The sequence below is a fragment of the Terrirhizobium terrae genome (genome assembly GCF_030323265.1).
Lineage (GTDB): Bacteria > Pseudomonadota > Alphaproteobacteria > Rhizobiales > Rhizobiaceae > Neorhizobium.
Genome location: NZ_CP104991.1, coordinates 350,258 through 366,033, shown reverse-complemented (window position 1 = coordinate 366,033; position 15,776 = coordinate 350,258). Strand labels below are relative to the sequence as shown.

At 58.8% G+C, this 15,776-nt stretch carries 16 protein-coding genes and 3 pseudogenes; 7 read left to right on the top strand and 12 right to left on the bottom strand.

What is annotated here, in order from left to right:
* The first annotated feature begins 70 nt into the window (after window positions 1-70).
* Window positions 71-2,060 (top strand): annotated as a pseudogene (locus N7E02_RS05635) (BCCT family transporter).
* A gap of 121 nt (window positions 2,061-2,181) precedes the next feature.
* Window positions 2,182-2,373 (top strand): hypothetical protein, encoded by a 192-nt coding sequence (locus N7E02_RS05630; protein ID WP_286579037.1) that lies wholly within the window; start codon window positions 2,182-2,184, stop codon window positions 2,371-2,373.
* 13 nt (window positions 2,374-2,386) lie between these two features.
* On the opposite strand, the gene N7E02_RS05625 is transcribed toward N7E02_RS05630, so the two are convergent.
* The 3 genes from N7E02_RS05625 to N7E02_RS05615 are packed head-to-tail and all read right to left on the bottom strand — an operon-like array spanning window position 2,387 to window position 4,092.
* The gene (locus N7E02_RS05625; RefSeq protein WP_286579036.1) at window positions 2,387-3,061 is read right to left on the bottom strand and encodes a PRC-barrel domain-containing protein; all 675 of its coding nucleotides are present in this window, start codon (window positions 3,059-3,061) and stop codon (window positions 2,387-2,389) included.
* Window positions 3,058-3,339, bottom strand: a complete 282-nt coding sequence (locus tag N7E02_RS05620) for a hypothetical protein (RefSeq protein ID WP_286579035.1) — start codon at window positions 3,337-3,339, stop codon at window positions 3,058-3,060. The genes N7E02_RS05625 and N7E02_RS05620 overlap by 4 nt, the downstream gene beginning before the upstream one ends.
* Window positions 3,340-3,396: 57 nt before the next feature.
* Window positions 3,397-4,092 carry a PRC-barrel domain-containing protein gene (locus tag N7E02_RS05615; RefSeq protein WP_286579034.1) on the bottom strand — a complete coding sequence of 232 codons (696 nt, stop codon included), beginning with the start codon at window positions 4,090-4,092 and terminating at the stop codon, window positions 3,397-3,399.
* A 173-nt stretch (window positions 4,093-4,265) separates the two neighbouring features.
* Between N7E02_RS05615 and N7E02_RS05610 the strand changes: the two genes are divergently transcribed.
* Complete coding sequence (locus tag N7E02_RS05610; RefSeq protein ID WP_286579033.1) at window positions 4,266-4,697, top strand: hypothetical protein; 432 nt, start codon at window positions 4,266-4,268, stop codon at window positions 4,695-4,697.
* Between the two features lie 30 nt (window positions 4,698-4,727).
* On the opposite strand, the gene N7E02_RS05605 is transcribed toward N7E02_RS05610, so the two are convergent.
* Entirely contained in the window at window positions 4,728-5,174 is a 447-nt protein-coding gene (locus N7E02_RS05605; protein ID WP_286579032.1) for a MarR family winged helix-turn-helix transcriptional regulator, read from the bottom strand.
* Window positions 5,175-5,352: 178 nt separating this feature from the next.
* Here N7E02_RS05605 and N7E02_RS05600 point away from each other — a divergent pair, with 178 nt between their 5' ends.
* Together N7E02_RS05600 and N7E02_RS05595 are read left to right on the top strand one after the other, a co-directional pair.
* Entirely contained in the window at window positions 5,353-5,658 is a 306-nt protein-coding gene (locus N7E02_RS05600; protein ID WP_286579031.1) for a hypothetical protein, read from the top strand.
* 185 nt (window positions 5,659-5,843) lie between these two features.
* Window positions 5,844-7,001: pseudogene (locus N7E02_RS05595) on the top strand (DUF2254 domain-containing protein).
* 204 nt (window positions 7,002-7,205) lie between these two features.
* On the opposite strand, the gene N7E02_RS05590 reads toward N7E02_RS05595, so the two are convergent.
* The 8 genes and pseudogenes from N7E02_RS05590 to N7E02_RS05555 all read right to left on the bottom strand — a co-directional run bounded on the left by N7E02_RS05590 (window position 7,206) and on the right by N7E02_RS05555 (window position 13,904).
* A complete protein-coding gene (locus N7E02_RS05590) occupies window positions 7,206-8,399 on the bottom strand; it encodes a CaiB/BaiF CoA transferase family protein (protein WP_286579030.1) in 1,194 nt (397 codons plus the stop codon).
* Window positions 8,400-8,403: 4 nt separating this feature from the next.
* Window positions 8,404-9,509 (bottom strand): annotated as a pseudogene (locus tag N7E02_RS05585) (OpgC family protein).
* Window positions 9,510-9,528: 19 nt separating this feature from the next.
* Window positions 9,529-11,229, bottom strand: coding sequence for a thiamine pyrophosphate-binding protein (locus tag N7E02_RS05580; RefSeq protein ID WP_286579029.1), 1,701 nt, complete (start codon window positions 11,227-11,229; stop codon window positions 9,529-9,531).
* Window positions 11,226-11,663 carry an alpha/beta hydrolase family protein gene (locus N7E02_RS05575; RefSeq protein ID WP_286579028.1) on the bottom strand — a complete coding sequence of 146 codons (438 nt, stop codon included), beginning with the start codon at window positions 11,661-11,663 and terminating at the stop codon, window positions 11,226-11,228. Before N7E02_RS05575 ends, N7E02_RS05580 begins: the two co-directional genes overlap by 4 nt.
* Window positions 11,660-12,049 carry a hypothetical protein gene (locus N7E02_RS05570; RefSeq protein ID WP_286579027.1) on the bottom strand — a complete coding sequence of 130 codons (390 nt, stop codon included), beginning with the start codon at window positions 12,047-12,049 and terminating at the stop codon, window positions 11,660-11,662. The genes N7E02_RS05575 and N7E02_RS05570 overlap by 4 nt, the downstream gene beginning before the upstream one ends.
* Before the next feature lie 13 nt (window positions 12,050-12,062).
* Window positions 12,063-12,545 (bottom strand): hypothetical protein, encoded by a 483-nt coding sequence (locus N7E02_RS05565; protein ID WP_286579026.1) that lies wholly within the window; start codon window positions 12,543-12,545, stop codon window positions 12,063-12,065.
* 31 nt (window positions 12,546-12,576) lie between these two features.
* The gene (locus N7E02_RS05560) at window positions 12,577-13,473 is read right to left on the bottom strand and encodes a tetratricopeptide repeat protein (protein WP_286579025.1); all 897 of its coding nucleotides are present in this window, start codon (window positions 13,471-13,473) and stop codon (window positions 12,577-12,579) included.
* Window positions 13,474-13,490: 17 nt separating this feature from the next.
* Window positions 13,491-13,904: a hypothetical protein gene (locus N7E02_RS05555; RefSeq protein WP_286579024.1), complete on the bottom strand. Its 414-nt coding sequence runs from the start codon at window positions 13,902-13,904 to the stop codon at window positions 13,491-13,493.
* Window positions 13,905-14,564: 660 nt separating this feature from the next.
* On the opposite strand from N7E02_RS05555, the gene N7E02_RS05550 reads away from it, so the two are divergent.
* Window positions 14,565-15,128 carry a sigma-70 family RNA polymerase sigma factor gene (locus N7E02_RS05550; RefSeq protein WP_286579023.1) on the top strand — a complete coding sequence of 188 codons (564 nt, stop codon included), beginning with the start codon at window positions 14,565-14,567 and terminating at the stop codon, window positions 15,126-15,128.
* The gene (locus tag N7E02_RS05545; protein ID WP_286579022.1) at window positions 15,115-15,750 is read left to right on the top strand and encodes an NrsF family protein; all 636 of its coding nucleotides are present in this window, start codon (window positions 15,115-15,117) and stop codon (window positions 15,748-15,750) included. Before N7E02_RS05550 ends, N7E02_RS05545 begins: the two co-directional genes overlap by 14 nt.
* Window positions 15,751-15,776 lie beyond the last annotated feature (26 nt).

Sequence of the window (15,776 nt, the reverse complement as noted above, 5' to 3'; positions counted from 1 at the left end):
GGGTAAATATATGGTGTCCCCGCTGTTTGCGGAGAGCGCCGTCTCAAGCGAGGAAAGCCAGTTCTCGCCCATGAAAAACTTCATCATCAATCCACCGGTCTTTTACGGCGCGATCATCGTCATCGGCCTCTTCCTGGCGGTCGGCGTACTCGTCCCCGGTCAGGCAGGAGCGCTGTTCGGAGCGATCCAGACCTCTATCCTCGGCGCCTTCGGCTGGTTCTACCTGCTTTCGGTCGGCATATTTCTGCTGGCGGTCCTGGTGCTTTGTTTCGGGCGGTTTGGACAACTGAAGCTCGGCCCGGACGATTCCGTTCCGGATTTCCGCTTCGTCTCGTGGATCGCGATGCTGTTTGCTGCCGGCATGGGTATCGGCTTGTTTTATGCCGTTGGCGAGCCTATGACGCATTTTATGGCGCCGCCGACGGCCGAACCGCGCTCGATCGAAGCCATGCGCGAAGCGATGACCGTCACCTTCTTTCATTGGGGTATTCACGCCTGGGCGATCTATGCCGTGGTTGGATTGTCGCTCGCCTATTTTGGCTACCGTTATAACCTGCCGCTGACCATCCGTTCGGGTCTGTATCCGCTGCTCAAAAGCCGGATCGATGGCCCGATCGGACACGCCGTCGATATCTTTGCCATTGTCGGCACGATGTTCGGCATTGCCACCTCGCTCGGCGTCGGCGTTTCGCAGATCAATGCCGGCCTCAATCACCTGCTCGGCATCCCGATCGGCATCGAAGTCCAGCTTCCCTGATTGCGGTTGTCACCGCGATGGCGACGGTCTCCGTTGTGACCGGTCTCGACAAGGGCGTGCGGATTCTGTCCGAGACGAACCTGATTGTCGCCATCCTACTGATGATGTTCGTTCTCGTCGTCGGTCCGACCAGCCAACTGTTCCGTGACTTCGTTCAGAACCTCGGCCTCTACTTCGATACGCTGGTCCTGCGAACCTTCAACATCTACGCCTATCAGCCAACGCCCTGGATCGATAGCTGGACCCTGTTCTACTGGGCGTGGTGGATATCCTGGTCGCCTTTCGTCGGCATGTTCATCGCCCGCATTTCCCGCGGCCGGACCGTTCGTGAATTCGTCATGGCTGTGCTGTTCATCCCTGCAGGTTTCACCTTTTTCTGGATGACGGTCTTTGGAAACACTGCGATGTTCATCGATACCGGTGTTGCAGCCGGTGCTCTGGGCACGGCTATTGCCGATGATGTTTCGGTTGGCCTGTTCCGTTTCTTCGAATATCTCCCCTCTCTGGACTGACGTCGACACTTGCCGTCCTTCTGGTTTCGATCTTCTTCATCACCTCGGCCGATTCCGGTGCGCTGGTTGTCGATTCCATTGCCGCCGGTGGCGAAACGCAGACAACAACCGGCCAGCGTGTGTTCTGGTGTGCGATGGAAGGTGTGGTCGCCGGCTGCCTCCTGCTGGCGGGCGGCCTGACGGCCCTGCAGTCGGCGACGGTAGCGAGCGCCCTGCCATTCACCATCGTCATGCTGGCACTCGTCCTATCGCTTTATCTCGGCATGCGGGAAGACCTGGCGCAGCGCGATGCCCATCATGGACAAAACCCGCTTCCGGCAGCCCAACCTGCGTCCGGACAGACATGGCAGCGCCGTCTTGCGCTCATGCTGACGGCCGCAACGGAGAGGGACGTTCGACGCTTCATCGAAACTCAGGTGCGACCGGCGCTTGATCAGGTCGCTGCCGAACTCAGTTCTCGCGGCAGGCTTACCGAAGTGGTGGAGGAAGAGGGCGATAGCGCCATTGCCCTGCGCTCACCTGCGGACGGTGTGCGCGACTTCGTCTACGGGGTGAGCCTCGTCGGTCATCGAGTTGCCAGCTTCACGCCCGTTCGCGCCGGCTCGGCGGAATTCCGCTATGAGGCACGTACGTATTTTTCGAGTGGAAACCGGGGCTATGACGTGATGGGCATGTCACGCGATCAATTGATCAGCGATGTGCTTGCCCAGTTCGAGCGATATCTGCATCTGGTTCATTCCCCCGAGTTCCAGTTGGTTCACAGCGCGCCGGAGCATCAATCCGGGGTATAGTCTGGCGGAGCGTGGTGGCGGCGGGTTACGCCGCTCACCGTGCGTTGCTTTCTGTTGCAAGGCTTGAAGGAACGGTGGCAACCACGCGCCGTTCCTTCCTCATGCGAAAGGAGTGCAACGAATGCAGAGCGAGACAGGCGCAGATTACACCGCGAAAACGCTGTCCGATCATTACGCGATCGAGATCGCAGAGGCGACGCGGCTGATTGCGCGGTTCGGATGCAATCGCAAAGAGATGGACTTGTTGCTGGGAGCCCGTGATCGGTCTGTTCAGCCGCAGGTGCCAGGCCAAGCTGCAGTGATATCGGCTTGAAAAAGAGTATGGGTCAGTAGCCGAACGGCCGCCGACCTGCTTTCAAGCTTCCGGAACTGCTTTGATCATGCAAGGTGGCAGCTTTGCCCGCCACGTTGCTCAGATCAACCACCTTGCGATCAGCATCAATGTGGAATGGCGGTTTCAGGGCTTTAAACTGCGGCTCTTGGCCGTCGGACTGCGAAATCTCGATCTGCACGATCGTCCATTCGGGGAGAGCGATGATGAAGTTGGCAACTCGCCCAAACGTTCCGATATCCGTCTGAATGTCGTAGCCTCTCACATGATTGATGGAGCGGAGATGCTGGTCACCGGTCGGCCAGGAATGTAGTCGAACGACTGGGGGCATGCCCAAGGGAGCGATGCGGAAGGGTGAGATACCGGATTCCACTTTCGCCTCCCGCAGGCGCTGCAGGGACACTGGGAGATCATCCTCAAGCGGCCGAGCTTTCCTGAAATCGTCGATCGCTAAGCCGGTCTCCCAAATCCGGGGATCTGCTTCCGACCGAAGCAGGTTTTGGGGCCTTACGAGAACTTGCTCTTCGCTTAGCCATGACCCAGTGCGCACCACCACCCATCTGATGGCGAGGGACTGATCGTCAAACAGAATATCACTGACAGTGCCAGCATCGCCATCGGCAGCCCGGATCGAGGATCCGAGCAGATCAGTTGCTTCCAGCCTCATCATCGGTTTTGCTCCGGTTTGATAATCGGTGTGCGGCCCACGGGTAGGGCTGGCTCAACCATTTCCTGGTCGCCAACCTGAGGCGGACGGATCACGCTATCGCATTTGGCAAGAACCTCGCTTTTGGTCTTTGCCTCGTCACCTTTTTTCCCGGCAAGCTGCTCCTGTTTGCAGGCCTGAGAGCTTGATTGATCTTGAGCCGCGGCAATATGTGGCCCCAAAGCAAGCGAGGCACAGATAAAGATGGCCGATCGGATGGCTGCCTTCGCGATTTTCGACATAATCTCCTCCAACACCCCTCCGCGCCATGGCGCGAAGAGGTGAGTGACGCTGAGTGGTTACTGTTTGGGCGCAGCTTCCACTCCTTCGAAGGCAGGGGCATTTTCCAGCTGCTGGCGCGTGACATTAAGCACGATGCGCTCCGGCAAGCCGTCCTCGCCAATCTCGATGTTGTCAGCACTTGCCGTTTCCTCAGCGGTTGGCGTCTGCGCTGGCGGGACTGTCGTGCCACCAGGAGCCGGCGTGGTTGCGGCCGGGGCGCCTGTCGTGTTGCCAGTGGTCGTGGACGCCGTAGTTTCCGATGAGACGGCTGCGCTTGCCGCATCCGCCTGCTGCTGATCAACCCCCGGGCCGAGCTGAAGCGCGCTCATGTCGACGGCTACGTTCTTCTCGCCGATCCCCAGAAAACCTCCGACCCCGATGATCACGGCATTGATGCTGCCGTCCTGGCTGACGAGGACGTCATTGATCTCGCCGATGCTTTCGTTCTCCGCTCCATAAACAGCCTTTCCTTCAAGGTCGGTCACACGCCAGGCACCCGTTTCCGGCACGGTAATAAACGGTCCTGCCGTCTCGGCGCTCTGGTCACTCGCCATGTCCATCGGCTTCTGATCGGACATACCGCCAGTCGCCTTGTTCTGGTTGGTTGCAGCTGGCGCCTCGGTTGCAGCGGGTGTCGTTGAACCTGTTTGAGCGAGGGCAACAGCCGGAATCGCTGCGGAAAGGACGAGGGCGGAAAGCGTAAGCTTTTTCATATGGATGCCTCCAGGTTTGTTGTTGGTCACAAGGGGCAACAACGTTGGGAAGGCATCGTTCCAAAATCGTTGGCACAACTAATTGTGACCGAATTGTGTCCGAAATATCAGGGCGCTTCAATGGTCAAATGTATCACGCCATGATATTAATATGCGATTGGGAGGAGGCTGGAATGATTGGTTCATCGATAAGCTCGACGCGCCTAACAATGGCCGTGAAAATGACCGTCAGGGCGCTTGATGACGCCTACGGATGGCTCATTCTGTGGTTGCCTCTGGTGCCAGTCATCCTGATCGGCGGTGCAATCGTCGTCGCAGGCTTCGACGCCACGGCTAGTTCATTCGGCTTGCGCTTCCTGGCCGGGCTGGTGTCCACCGGAAATTGCTTCGTTGTCACATTCGGTGGCTTCTTCAGCACTCTGTTCTTCGCCGGCCTGACGTGGAAGCTATCGAGCAAACCGCCGGAGGCTTGTGAGCAACCGTTCGAGCCGCAACGCCACATCGGAGCGCTGTTCTGGGTGACTGGATTGGCTTTGACACTGTTATGGGCCGTGCCCTTCGCGCTCGTCGTCAATCAGATGGCAATGTTCATCCGCGGTATATGACAAGCACACGAGAACCTGCCGTTCTCGCGGCTAGGCGAGTTCGCGAAGGTCGCCGAGCTTGCCGAGTGACTCCACAAGCAGCGCCTGATTTTCCAGGAGACCCTTCACATGAATCCGTGCCAGGTCCTGCAGCAGGCAGCGCCCATTCGGCGTCAGCTCGATTAGAATGCTGCGCTTGTCGGTCTGGGATGGTTTGCGTTCGACAAGTCCGGCGTTCGCAAGACGGTCAACCAGTTGGACCGCTCCGTGGGCGCGCATAAGCATCTGTTCCGAAAGCTCGCGCATCCTGATCTGCCCGCCGGGCGCCGTCCTGATGACCAGCATTGCCTGGTATTGTTGGGAGGTGACATCGGCCTGTGCGAGTGCTGCACCGCTAAGCGACAAGAACCTGCGCATCGCAAGACGAAATCCGGCAAGTCCGTCGTAGAGGGCTGACGGCAGATCTGTTTCCTCAATCAACTCTTCTGCCACCACCATCAAAACCCTTTCAATATGTCATGTCGTGATATAATATTCCCCAGTCCGCACTGGGAGGACTGTTCGCGTGCGCGCGGCGAACGGGCTGGACATAAGCCGCAAGGCTGAACGTCGCTGCAGCGCGCGCGAACATTAAGCCTTCATCTTGGCGAGAAAAAGAGGGGACAGTATCGTCCGGATGACAGGACACCCATCATCGAATTACGACGATGCCGTCATCCGAGCGGCGCAGGCTGGTGTGTCGGTCGATGAAATGGCCGGAAGGCTTGGACTGTCTGTCGCGGAGTTCTGGCGATACGCCGGACTTGGAATCATCAAAATCAGGGTGGCTGAAGCGACAGTCGATAACGGCGTCTCGGAGGTCGTCGTCCAGCTTGGCAATAAAATGCTGATCGCGGTTTGTCCGCTCGATCCTGCATCGGTTGAATACGAAATCCGATTCTTGCGACGCAAGCGTTCTTCCGAACGAGTGACAGGCCATTGACGACGGTGCTATCGGACACAAAGACCTTAACGGCTTCGGATTGTTTTGTTCCTGTCTTCAGCTATCTCCCATGAAAAGGAGATAGATGTGTGAGCTCGAAACTGATTTGGCAGATCTCTCTGCTTGCCCGCCAGATCTGGTTCCGGGCCACACTGTTCTGCATTGCCGCGATCGCAACTGCCCTGATGGCAATCCTGATTTCTCCCTACCTTCCGGCAAATCTATCGACCCGGATCGGAGCAGATTCGGTTGATCGCATCCTCGGCATCAGTGCATCGAGCATGCTGACGGTCACGACCTTTTCGCTGAGCGCCATGGTGTCGGCGTTCTCCGCGGCAACCAGCAACGTGACGCCAAGGGCAAGGCGCCTCGTCATGGAAGACAGCACAACGCAGAACGTGTTGGCCACCTTCATTGGCTCGTTTCTGTTCAGCCTGGTCGGGATCATCGCGCTGACCACGGGGGCCTATGGCGAGCAGGGCAGGGTCGTCCTGTTTATCGTAACGATTGGTGTGATAGCTCTGATTGTCATCACGTTGCTTCGCTGGATCGACCCTCTGTCGCGGCTCGGCCGTGTGACGGAGACAACAAGACGCGTTGAACAGGCAACGATTGACGCAATCGATAAATAGCAAGCGGCTCCCCATCTGGGAGGCAAGGCCTTGCCCAAGGACACCGCGGCGCCAAAGGACAGTAGAAAATTGGTCCAGAGTGACAAGGTGGGATATGTCCAACATGTCGACAGCGGTGCCTTGGCAGCCATTGCTGACGACATTTCGATGGAAATGTTCATCTCTGCTATACCGGGAACGGTTGTCGGTCCGGGTCGTACCGTGGCTTGGACAGCCAAGGTCATCGATGACGAAGTTCGGACGAAAATCCTGGGATGTTTTGCGATCGACGATACAAGGTCGTTCGACCAAGATCCTCGCTTCGGTGCTGCCGTTCTGACCGAAATAGCGTCACGCGCGCTTTCGCCTGCTGTCAATGATCCTGGGACCGCGACCGATGTCTTGTCGAGGACCCTTCGTGTTCTTGTCGCGTGGCGGGATGCGGCTGGAGGGCAAGAAGGCAAGGTGCTTTATCCTGCCCTCCATGTTGCCAGCATCGACGTTTCGGACCTGTTCGATGATCTCTATACGCCGATCGCGAGAGACGGCGCAGGTCTCGTTGAAGTGGGGCTGCGCTTGCAAAAGACGCTAGCTCTCGCCGCAGATCTCGGTCCTGAGTACCGGCGACATGCGAAACGGCATTCGCATAAAGCGCTCGATCGAGCAGACAAGGCATTGCACATTGATGTCGATCGCAAACGGTTGAAGGATGTCGCTCTGTTGGCCAAGTAGTGAGCCGCCAATCATTTTCTGGGAACGCAGGACCGAGACTATTACGCTTGTTAGGGCTAGATCATTGCGAACGGTGGGTGCTTTGAAAGAGCTACCGACTTCGCAGGTATCAACGATTCTGATCTCGCCAAGAGCTTCTAACGAGACGTTTTCAATTGCTCGCTTGAATCATCGGGAGCCTCCATTTTTCATGATGGATCCTCCTTACTTCCCTTCAACATCCAGCATTTCAGACAATATCTTGTCACGATCTTGATCGAGATGAGGCGGTGAGCGGTCGTAGCGCACGGGCGTCGCCGACATTTTCAACGGGTTTCCCAGCAACCGAACTTCTTCGCCTTGTTCATTGGTCACCGTGACAACCATCTCACGCGCAATCGTGTGCGGATCAGTCAGTACTTCGTCCACGGTCGCTACCTGACCGACGGGTATCTCCGCTGCAGTTAGCCGCCGCACCCAGTTCTTCGCGGTGTCCGCCATAAGCGCCTCGGTTATTGCTTCGTCGAGCATCTCGACGTTGACGACACGATCCCGGTTGCGCCGGAACCGTTGGTCTTCGGCCAATAGAGGGCGCGCAATCTCAATGCAGAGCCGCGCAAATTGCGGATCATTGCCAACGGCAATCGCAATCTCGCCATCGGCCGTACGAAACGTCTGATAAGGGGCGATGTTCGGATGGCGGTTGCCGATCCGGCCCGGCACCTTGCCGGAGACCAGATGGTTGGTCGCGGCATTGATCAGCCAGGCGACCTGGGTATCGTAGAGAGATAGGTCTATATACTGACCCTCACCCGTCCGGTCGCGATGCCGAAGTGCAGCAAGGGTGCCGACCGTGGCGTACATCCCACACATGACGTCGGCAATCCCGAGCCCGACCTTCAGAGGGCGCCCATCGGGCTCTCCAGTGATGCTCATGATTCCGCCCATCGCCTGGATGAGGAAGTCGTAGCCGATCCTATCCGCATAGGGGCCTGTCTGGCCGAATCCCGAGATGGCGCACCAGATAATGTCCGGCTTGAGCTTGCGAATGTCGTCATAGCCAATACCGCGGCGGGCGAGGTCGCCCGGCTTGTAGTTTTCCACGATGACATCGGAGATCGCCGCCAGACGTTTGACGAGAGCAACACCTTCGTCGGTCGACAGGTCGATGGCAATCGAGCGCTTGTTGCGGTTGGCCGAGAGGAAATAGGCGCTGAGGTCACTGTCATTCCCGTTGATATCCGGAACGAAGGGCGGTCCCCAACTGCGGGTGTCGTCTCCTGCAACGGGTCTCTCGACCTTGATGACATCGGCGCCGAGATCACCCATCAGTTGCGTCGCGGTCGGTCCCGCCAGGATGCGCGAAAGGTCGAGGATGCGAAGGCCGTCCAGGCTTCCAGGTGAGGGTGGGATCGACATGCCGCTAGGCTTTCCATGGGGATTGCTTAAACCAGCGGACGAGATAGGCCGTGGCAATGAGGACGCCGAAGCCGAAGAGGTTCGCGCTGGCTTCCTGAAAGATGGTGCGGCCCGCCTGGTCGAGCAGGATGCCTATGGCCTGGGCGAGCACCATGCCGGTGACGAACACGGCAAGCGATTGCTGCCCGACCACAATCAGCGCGCGGACGATCGGCCCCGTGAGACGTGAGCCGCGTTCTCCGACCAACTGGACGGCGATATAGCTGAGCGACAGGAAATGTATGAAGCGCAAAATGCCGAAATTGCTCTTGTCGGTGAGCGGCGCGATCACCTGCGCGACATTGGCGAAGAACGGATGCATTTCGCCAAACCGGACCCAGGCGAAGGGGATAGTGATTGTCACGACCAGGACCGCGGCAGCCATCAGCCATCTATTGTAGTGAGGTGCGGGCAGGGTTCCGCGCATCAGGAAGAAGCCGGTGAAAAAACCAGTTGCCAGCCGAACGGATCGAAAAACCAGGCACGATCCGACCAGGGTTCGGCCGGAAGATGCGCGAGGCCGAGTTGGGCGGCGACCCAGAGGCCAGCCATTAGAGCGAAGGGCAGGGCTTTGTTTACGCGCTCGGTAACAAGCATGATCGGCAAAAGCGCCAGCACGACCATATACATGGGCAGAATGTCGAAATAGTTCGGCACATAACGAAGTGTCAGAAGCGCCGAAAGCAGCGATCCAGGATCGCGAATGAGTGGCAACAGGTTAAGGCTGTCGAGATAGGAGACGCCGTCCGGGCGCGTGCCGGCTATCGTCATGAGCGCAACGATGGCGATGAAAACGCAGACATGCGCCCAGTAAATCTGCCAGAGCCTCTGGGCGACCCTCGCTAGCAAGACCATGGTCCCGGCTCGATCGAATGTCGCGCCGAAGGCGATCGCGGATGCCATTCCGGACTGGAATACGAACATCTCGGTGGCGTCCGAAAAGCCGAAACGCGCCGGGATCCACAAAGCCCATCTGTCGTTCGGAATATGCGCGATCAGGATGATCAGCATGCCGACGCCGCGGAAGAAATCGAGCCGCGGGTCCCGTTGACGCTTGGTGAGTGGATCCATCGCGGTTACGGGAACAGGCTTAGAAGGCGCCCTCGTAGGCTCTTGCGTCGAAGCGGCAGCAGATGAGGCTGAAACCGGGGCGGTCGCGCGCCGCTGCAAGTTCGTGACGGAGGTCATCGGTCGTCTCCACATTCACGCCATATCCACCGAACCCTCCGGCGATCGTGGCAAAATCGGTCAATCCGAGCTTTACGCCCGCCGGCGGCAACCTACCCGCCGATTGCTTCAGGGCAATCAATGCAAGGCTTTGATCCTGAAAGACGACGATGGTGATCGGCAGGCCAAGGTCGCGCAGTGTCGCAAGCTCGCCGATGCCCATCTCCAGGCCGCCGTCGCCCATCACGGCGGTGACGTGAAGACCGGGATCCGCCACCTTCGCCCCGATAGCGAGGGAAGGGCTGCGGCCATGGTGCAGAAGCCGGCGGATTGCAGAAGCCTGAGAGGCTGGCGCGCGGTCCATTTCTGCGACAACAGGATGCGATGGGCCCCGCTGTCGACGGTCACGACCGAGATCGTCGTCCGTTTCCTCGTTCAGGATTTCAATAATTGCATGCGGACCCCAGGCATCCGGGCGCGTGAAGGTCTGGTGAAGCAGGTTGCGGAGCTTGGCAGGCTCGCCGTCGACCCATGTCAGCCGGCGCTCGACCATTTGGGCGAGCCCGCCGGTAAGCGACCGGACATCGGCGATTGCCCGCAGGCCCGCATGATGCATCCCATGGTCGGGCATCGCCCCAGAGATTTCGACCAGTTTGTCGGGGTCTTTCACAAAATCGAGCCAGCCGAGACGCATCTCGATCGGGTCATAGCCGATGGCTAGAACAAGGTCTGATCTATTGATTAGCGGCAGCAGCGCATTGTCGGCTAGCGGGGAGAGCCCGGCCGCGCCGAGCGACAGGCGATGGTCTTCCGGGATCACGCCCTTCGCTTTGTAAGTGGTGATCACCGGCGCACCGATCGCCTCAGCCAGAGCTGCGACGTTCGCGCCGGCGTCTCTACGCGCCGCCTCGAACCCTGCGATGATCAGTGGCCGGACCGAACGACCGATCCGGCTGGAAAGATTTGCAACGACCGGATCCACGGCAAGTGTCGCCGGGCGCAGTATTCTTGGCGGGGAGATCGCTGAAGCGACCTCAGGCATCGAGGCTGCAACCGCCGGCGAGATATCGAGATGGACAGGTCCCATCGGCTCCGTCGTTGCGAGCGCAACGGCACGCGCAACGGTGGCGGCGGCACTCTCGGGTTCGATCTCGAAAGATCCTTTGACCAGTGGGCCAAGCAGCTTTGCGTGATCTATGACCTGGTGGGTATAGCGCGCTCGCGTCTGGCGATCGACAATGCCGGACAGAACGATCAGCGGCACCCGTTCCTGGGCCGCGTCGGCAATCCCGTTGACGGCATTGGCAAGCCCCGGGCCGACGGTCGTCACCAGCACCTGGGGTGTGTCTGTCATCACGCTTGCGCCGGCGGCCATGATGGCGGCGGCAGTTTCGTGTCGAGCAAGATGAAACCCAATGCCGGCCTCTTCCAGGGCATGCACCAGCACGACGACCTCACCGCCGGGCATGCCGAAGGCGTGGCTGACGCCATGCCTTTGCAAACTGCGCGCCACGACATCCGCGACCCTGAGTGCTTGCCCCTCCATCTTTTCGGCCGTGCTTCCATTTTTCTTCGCCGGGATGGAGCCATGATGAAATCCCAACCGGTCGATCGGCATCTTCATTTCGGATAACCAATCATCGTGAGTGCCGCGTCCAGCATGTCGGCCCGCGCTTCGTGACCGCCACCGTGAATGCAGAGAACGCTGTCGCCGCCGGTACAATCGTGAACGCCCTCGCAGTCGGTTCCGTCGATTGTCTTTGAGTATGCCCGGGACAGATCGCAGCCGGCCCGTTCGCGAAGAACAGCGATGCTTTTCAGGGTGTCTCCCTGATGAAGCCCTTTACCGATTGCACGGCCCGCCAGGGGAAACACCGTGTCCGCCGTCCCGTGGAAATGGATCATCTGCGGAATGTCAGGGGCGCAGTCCGTCGGCTTTGGCAAAGGATCCCAGAAGACACCCGAGAACGTGACCATTGCTGACGCGCGCTCACCCTGCTGGCAGGCCGTGTACCAAGCCATGGATGCGCCGATCGAGAAGCCGCCGATGATCGTCATGTCAGGGAAAAGCCGAAACGACGCTCCAGGTCGTCAAAGACACGGGTGATAAAGCGCTTCTCGTCGCGACTGTGAGCAAATGAGTTCGGATACGACCAGCCTCCGTCAATACCGTCAACGGCGACGAAGGCGAGGTGGTGTGTGAGCACTGCGTCGATCAGATAGCGCTGCTGCATCTGCAGTTCCGCGGAACTCTTATAGCCATGAAAATAGACATAGACCGCCTTGGCGCGTCCCTTGCCCGGCATCTCGATCCGGTAGCTTCCGCCATCGACCTTGCAGGTGATCTGACCGCCGCAGGTCTGTGTCGCCACGGCCGCGCTTGGCGGAAGCAAAAATCCGACTGCGATCGAAATCCTTGCGAAACAGTCGCGAATGTTCGGCACGCGCGGGCTCCTGTCAGCGACCGAAGGCGCGAATGACGTAGGCCACAGTCAGACCGAAAATAATGTGCCCAGCAAGCGACGCCCAGGCGAGAGGGATGAAGCCGAGAAAGGCAGGGAGCCCGGCGAAGAGATGAGCCATGACGAATAGCGCAAAGACCCACAGGCCGATCCCGAAACCGATCGCCGTGATACTCAGCGGGAGGTTGGGGAGAATTGCACGCTGAAGCGGCCGCGCAATGAAGAGGAAGCCTATCGGATAGAAAACGATGCCGACGATCGCGTGAATGATTTCCGCAGCCAGGGTATTGTTGAACCCGAATACCGACTGCACCAAGGCAGCCGGCTCGAGCGGACCGCCGACCAGCAGCGGTGTGATTGCGCGAGCCCAGATTTCCCAGGCGATATCGGCGCATACTCCTGCCGCGAGCGCTGCCTTGACAAGACCTGGCTCAATCGTCGGGAACAGGCTCGGCTTTTGCATTTCCATCATGGTCATCTGGGTCATCCTTGATCTTGGTTTATTGAACTCACGCCGATAGGCGCGGATCGGCCGCCTGCTCGATCGAGCGCATCAATCGGTCTTCTGCCTTGAGATGTCGCCGCATATGCCGGATGCGCGAAACACCTGCTTGGTTGCCTCCGCTGCCCGCTGCCTTGGCCAGGGCGAGAACAAAGAAGTCTCGTTGCGCATTGCTGCCGCCCACCTTGTTGAGGTTGATCATCATTCGATCGAGTATCTGCCTGTCGGCTGGCGCACCCATGCCGGTAAGGATCCGTGCCATCGGCATGCCTATCGCAGCGGCGACACGACCTTGGTCGCCCGTCGAGAGGGCTTTCATCTCGATTTGCTCGACAAGCTCGGCAGAGGCGGCGCGGTCGCCGACGGCGACGAGAGCCGCCAGATTGTGAAGTGCCGCAAAAACGAGTGTCGTGTCGTATCGACGGCTTCGCGCGACGTCCGCGAGTTCGACCCAGCGCGAGCCGACATGGACACCAACCTGATTGAGCCGCCACAGGAGCGAGACCGCATTGGCCATGTCACGGAAATCATCCGTCTGCTGGGGGCGAACCTCGTCGTCGTAGATCTGCAAGACGCGCTCGTGTTCGCCCCGTTCGAGATGGAGCAAAGCGAGATGCCAGGCCATATGGAAGGAAAAATTGTTGCATCGGGACCAGGCTGAGCGGCTATCTTCCAGCCAGTCGATGCCGTCTTCGGTTTGGCCGCGCATCTCGAAGACATGAGAGACAGCATGTAGGCCCCATGAATCATTCGGCTCAAGCGAGACCGCCTCCTGGCCCACCCTCAACGCGTCATCATACCTTCCGGCTTCTTCCAAAGAGAAAGCGTGGCATCCGAGCAGGAACCCGGCCATCGGATCAAGGCGGTCGAGCCCATCTGCGGCTCGCGCGCTAGTGGTGAGCATTCCTGCACCATCGCCGATCATGAATCGCAGGGAATGGGACAATTTGAACGGCAAAAATGTAGAGGGGCGCTCGGCAAAGCCTTCATCCAGTACCTTGATGGCGCTCGAAAATGAGCCGCTGACTGCACATTCCAGGAATCGACGAGAATTCGCTCGTCCTCCGTCCCGCCATCGGCGTGAATGAGTGCCGTACGCGCATCCGCCAATGCGGCTTCGGCATTCGGGAGCAGTTCGGAACGTGCCAGGATGAGGTTGGCAAAGCCCTTGAGCGTGTGGGCCGCTACGTGATTGGGGTCGGCGGAGATCGTGGCTTGCAACGCGGTAGCAGTGCTGGGGCGGTGGGCCGCCAATCCAAATACGGCCTGCTGGAAGGCCTGATGCGCGTCATTGCTCACACTGCTGGTAATCAGTTCATGGCTGTCGCGATGCATGTCTTGCTCCTCGAAACGCCGGCGCAAGAAGCAGCCGGCAAGGATGTCGACTGTTGCCGACAAGGACCTCTACGGGCGATGGTCGCAGGTTGTTACAGGGGTCCCCAATTTTTAGTGGAGCGCTGTGACCCGGCGACTGAACTCAGCCCATTAATGTAACAATCCGGCCTCTCGAAACGACGTAGAGCTATTGCCGGCCGTCGGCAGAGCAGGACGCCGTGATGTGGAGAAGAGCGATGTGCGCTAGTGATATGCGACGAGCTGATGATGCGAAAGGAACGCCGGACGATGCGTCTCGGCGAAGCCCGGAAGACGCGAGCGTGGAAGATATGAAGCGGACAATCGCTCAGCAGAAGCTTCGGATCGAGAAGCTCGAACGTGAGCTCGCGTTCATCCGAAGCCAGCAATGATCCATTTCATGAAGAAGGCGGTTCTGGTTTACATTGCATTCTAAAACGACTGTTATAAAACTTTATAGCCGCAGGGAGTGGTCGTTCTGGCGCTTTCCGCATCCAGCCTCCGAGGAAGCTCGAATGCAGACAGATTGCGTGAACTGGCATGGCTTGAAACAATGGATCACATACCTCCAACTGCGCCACCCTCGAAATATCAGCTATCGCTGTAACAAATGCCGTCGAGCTTACGAAGATGGGTGATCGGATGACGAGAGCCAGTCGGGAAGCAGAATGGGCGACAATGATGCGGGCGGCCGTGGCTGGCGACGCGCGGGCCTATCGCGATGTTCTCGCCGCCATGACGCCGCATCTTCGCGCCATGGCGCGACGGCGTTGCGAGCAGTTCGGAGTGCCGGTCAGCGAGGCGGAGGACGTGGTTCAGGAGGTGCTTTTGACGATCCATCTCAAGCGAGGAAGCTGGGATACGGATCGCGCAATCGGACCATGGTTGTCGACGATCGTGCGGAACAAGCTGATCGACATTTTGAGAAGAAGAGGACGGCATGTGACTATCCCTATCGAAGATGTCATAGCCTCGATCGAGGTCGGCGAAGCGCCGGACCCGCATACGCGACTGGATGCGCACAAGATCCTGCGCGACCTGAAAGACCCGCAGCTTACGATCGTAAGATCCATTTCAATGGAGGGCGCCAGCGTGCGCGAGACGGCGTCTCTCCTGAATATGTCCGAGGTTGCTGTCAGAGTTTCGCTTCATAGAGCGCTGAAGGCGCTGTCGGCTCGGTACCGGAGGAGACATGAAGACGAATGAGCTTATCGACCTTCTGGTCAGGGATCTTCGGCCCTTACCATCCTTTACTTATGTGCTGCTGGTCGCCTCGGTCTGCGGCACGTCGATTGCGGCGATGGCTTTCGCAACAATGATCGGTGCACGTATCGACATGGGCGTAGCGCTGAGCGACGAATGGTTCATCTATAAGATCCTGATCATGCTTTCGCTTGTGGCAACTACAGCCATTATCCTCGACAGAACAGGAAGGCCGGATGTGTTGCTTGGCGGCAGAAAGTGGTGCCTGGCTCTACCATTTGTGCTTACCTTGGCAGGTGCAATCGCCGAGATGTGCATCACTACGACCGACGCATGGATTGCCCGTGCTATTGGACGCAATGGGTTGAAATGCCTTGTGCTGATACCCTTTTTGTCCCTTGCGCCGCTCGGATGCCTGCTTCATGGATTTCGGCTTGCCGCACCTAGTCACCCGGGCATTGCCGGATCTGCGGCCGGACTGATGGCGGGCGGCATAGCGGCGAGCCTGTATGCACTACACTGCGACGACGACAGTCCGCTGTTCATCCTGATCTGGTATATGCCGGCAATCGCATTCGTCGTGCTGATCGGCTATCTTCTCGGCAATCGCCTGTTGCGCTGGTGAGAATCGAAAACGTCATGTGGAGTATT

Bases quoted from the DNA above. Each gene is read 5' to 3' on its own strand.
- N7E02_RS05630 (WP_286579037.1), top strand. From the start codon at position 2,182: ATGCAGAGCGAGACAGGCGCAGATTACACCGCGAAAACGCTGTCCGAT.
- N7E02_RS05625 (WP_286579036.1), bottom strand. From the start codon at position 3,061: ATGATGAGGCTGGAAGCAACTGATCTGCTCGGATCCTCGATCCGGGCT.
- N7E02_RS05620 (WP_286579035.1), bottom strand. From the start codon at position 3,339: ATGTCGAAAATCGCGAAGGCAGCCATCCGATCGGCCATCTTTATCTGT.
- N7E02_RS05615 (WP_286579034.1), bottom strand. From the start codon at position 4,092: ATGAAAAAGCTTACGCTTTCCGCCCTCGTCCTTTCCGCAGCGATTCCG.
- N7E02_RS05610 (WP_286579033.1), top strand. From the start codon at position 4,266: ATGATTGGTTCATCGATAAGCTCGACGCGCCTAACAATGGCCGTGAAA.
- N7E02_RS05605 (WP_286579032.1), bottom strand. From the start codon at position 5,174: ATGGTGGTGGCAGAAGAGTTGATTGAGGAAACAGATCTGCCGTCAGCC.
- N7E02_RS05600 (WP_286579031.1), top strand. From the start codon at position 5,353: ATGACAGGACACCCATCATCGAATTACGACGATGCCGTCATCCGAGCG.
- N7E02_RS05590 (WP_286579030.1), bottom strand. From the start codon at position 8,399: ATGTCGATCCCACCCTCACCTGGAAGCCTGGACGGCCTTCGCATCCTC.
- N7E02_RS05580 (WP_286579029.1), bottom strand. From the start codon at position 11,229: ATGAAGATGCCGATCGACCGGTTGGGATTTCATCATGGCTCCATCCCG.
- N7E02_RS05575 (WP_286579028.1), bottom strand. From the start codon at position 11,663: ATGACGATCATCGGCGGCTTCTCGATCGGCGCATCCATGGCTTGGTAC.
- N7E02_RS05565 (WP_286579026.1), bottom strand. From the start codon at position 12,545: ATGACCATGATGGAAATGCAAAAGCCGAGCCTGTTCCCGACGATTGAG.
- N7E02_RS05560 (WP_286579025.1), bottom strand. From the start codon at position 13,473: ATGCTCACCACTAGCGCGCGAGCCGCAGATGGGCTCGACCGCCTTGAT.
- N7E02_RS05555 (WP_286579024.1), bottom strand. From the start codon at position 13,904: ATGCATCGCGACAGCCATGAACTGATTACCAGCAGTGTGAGCAATGAC.
- N7E02_RS05550 (WP_286579023.1), top strand. From the start codon at position 14,565: ATGACGAGAGCCAGTCGGGAAGCAGAATGGGCGACAATGATGCGGGCG.
- N7E02_RS05545 (WP_286579022.1), top strand. From the start codon at position 15,115: ATGAAGACGAATGAGCTTATCGACCTTCTGGTCAGGGATCTTCGGCCC.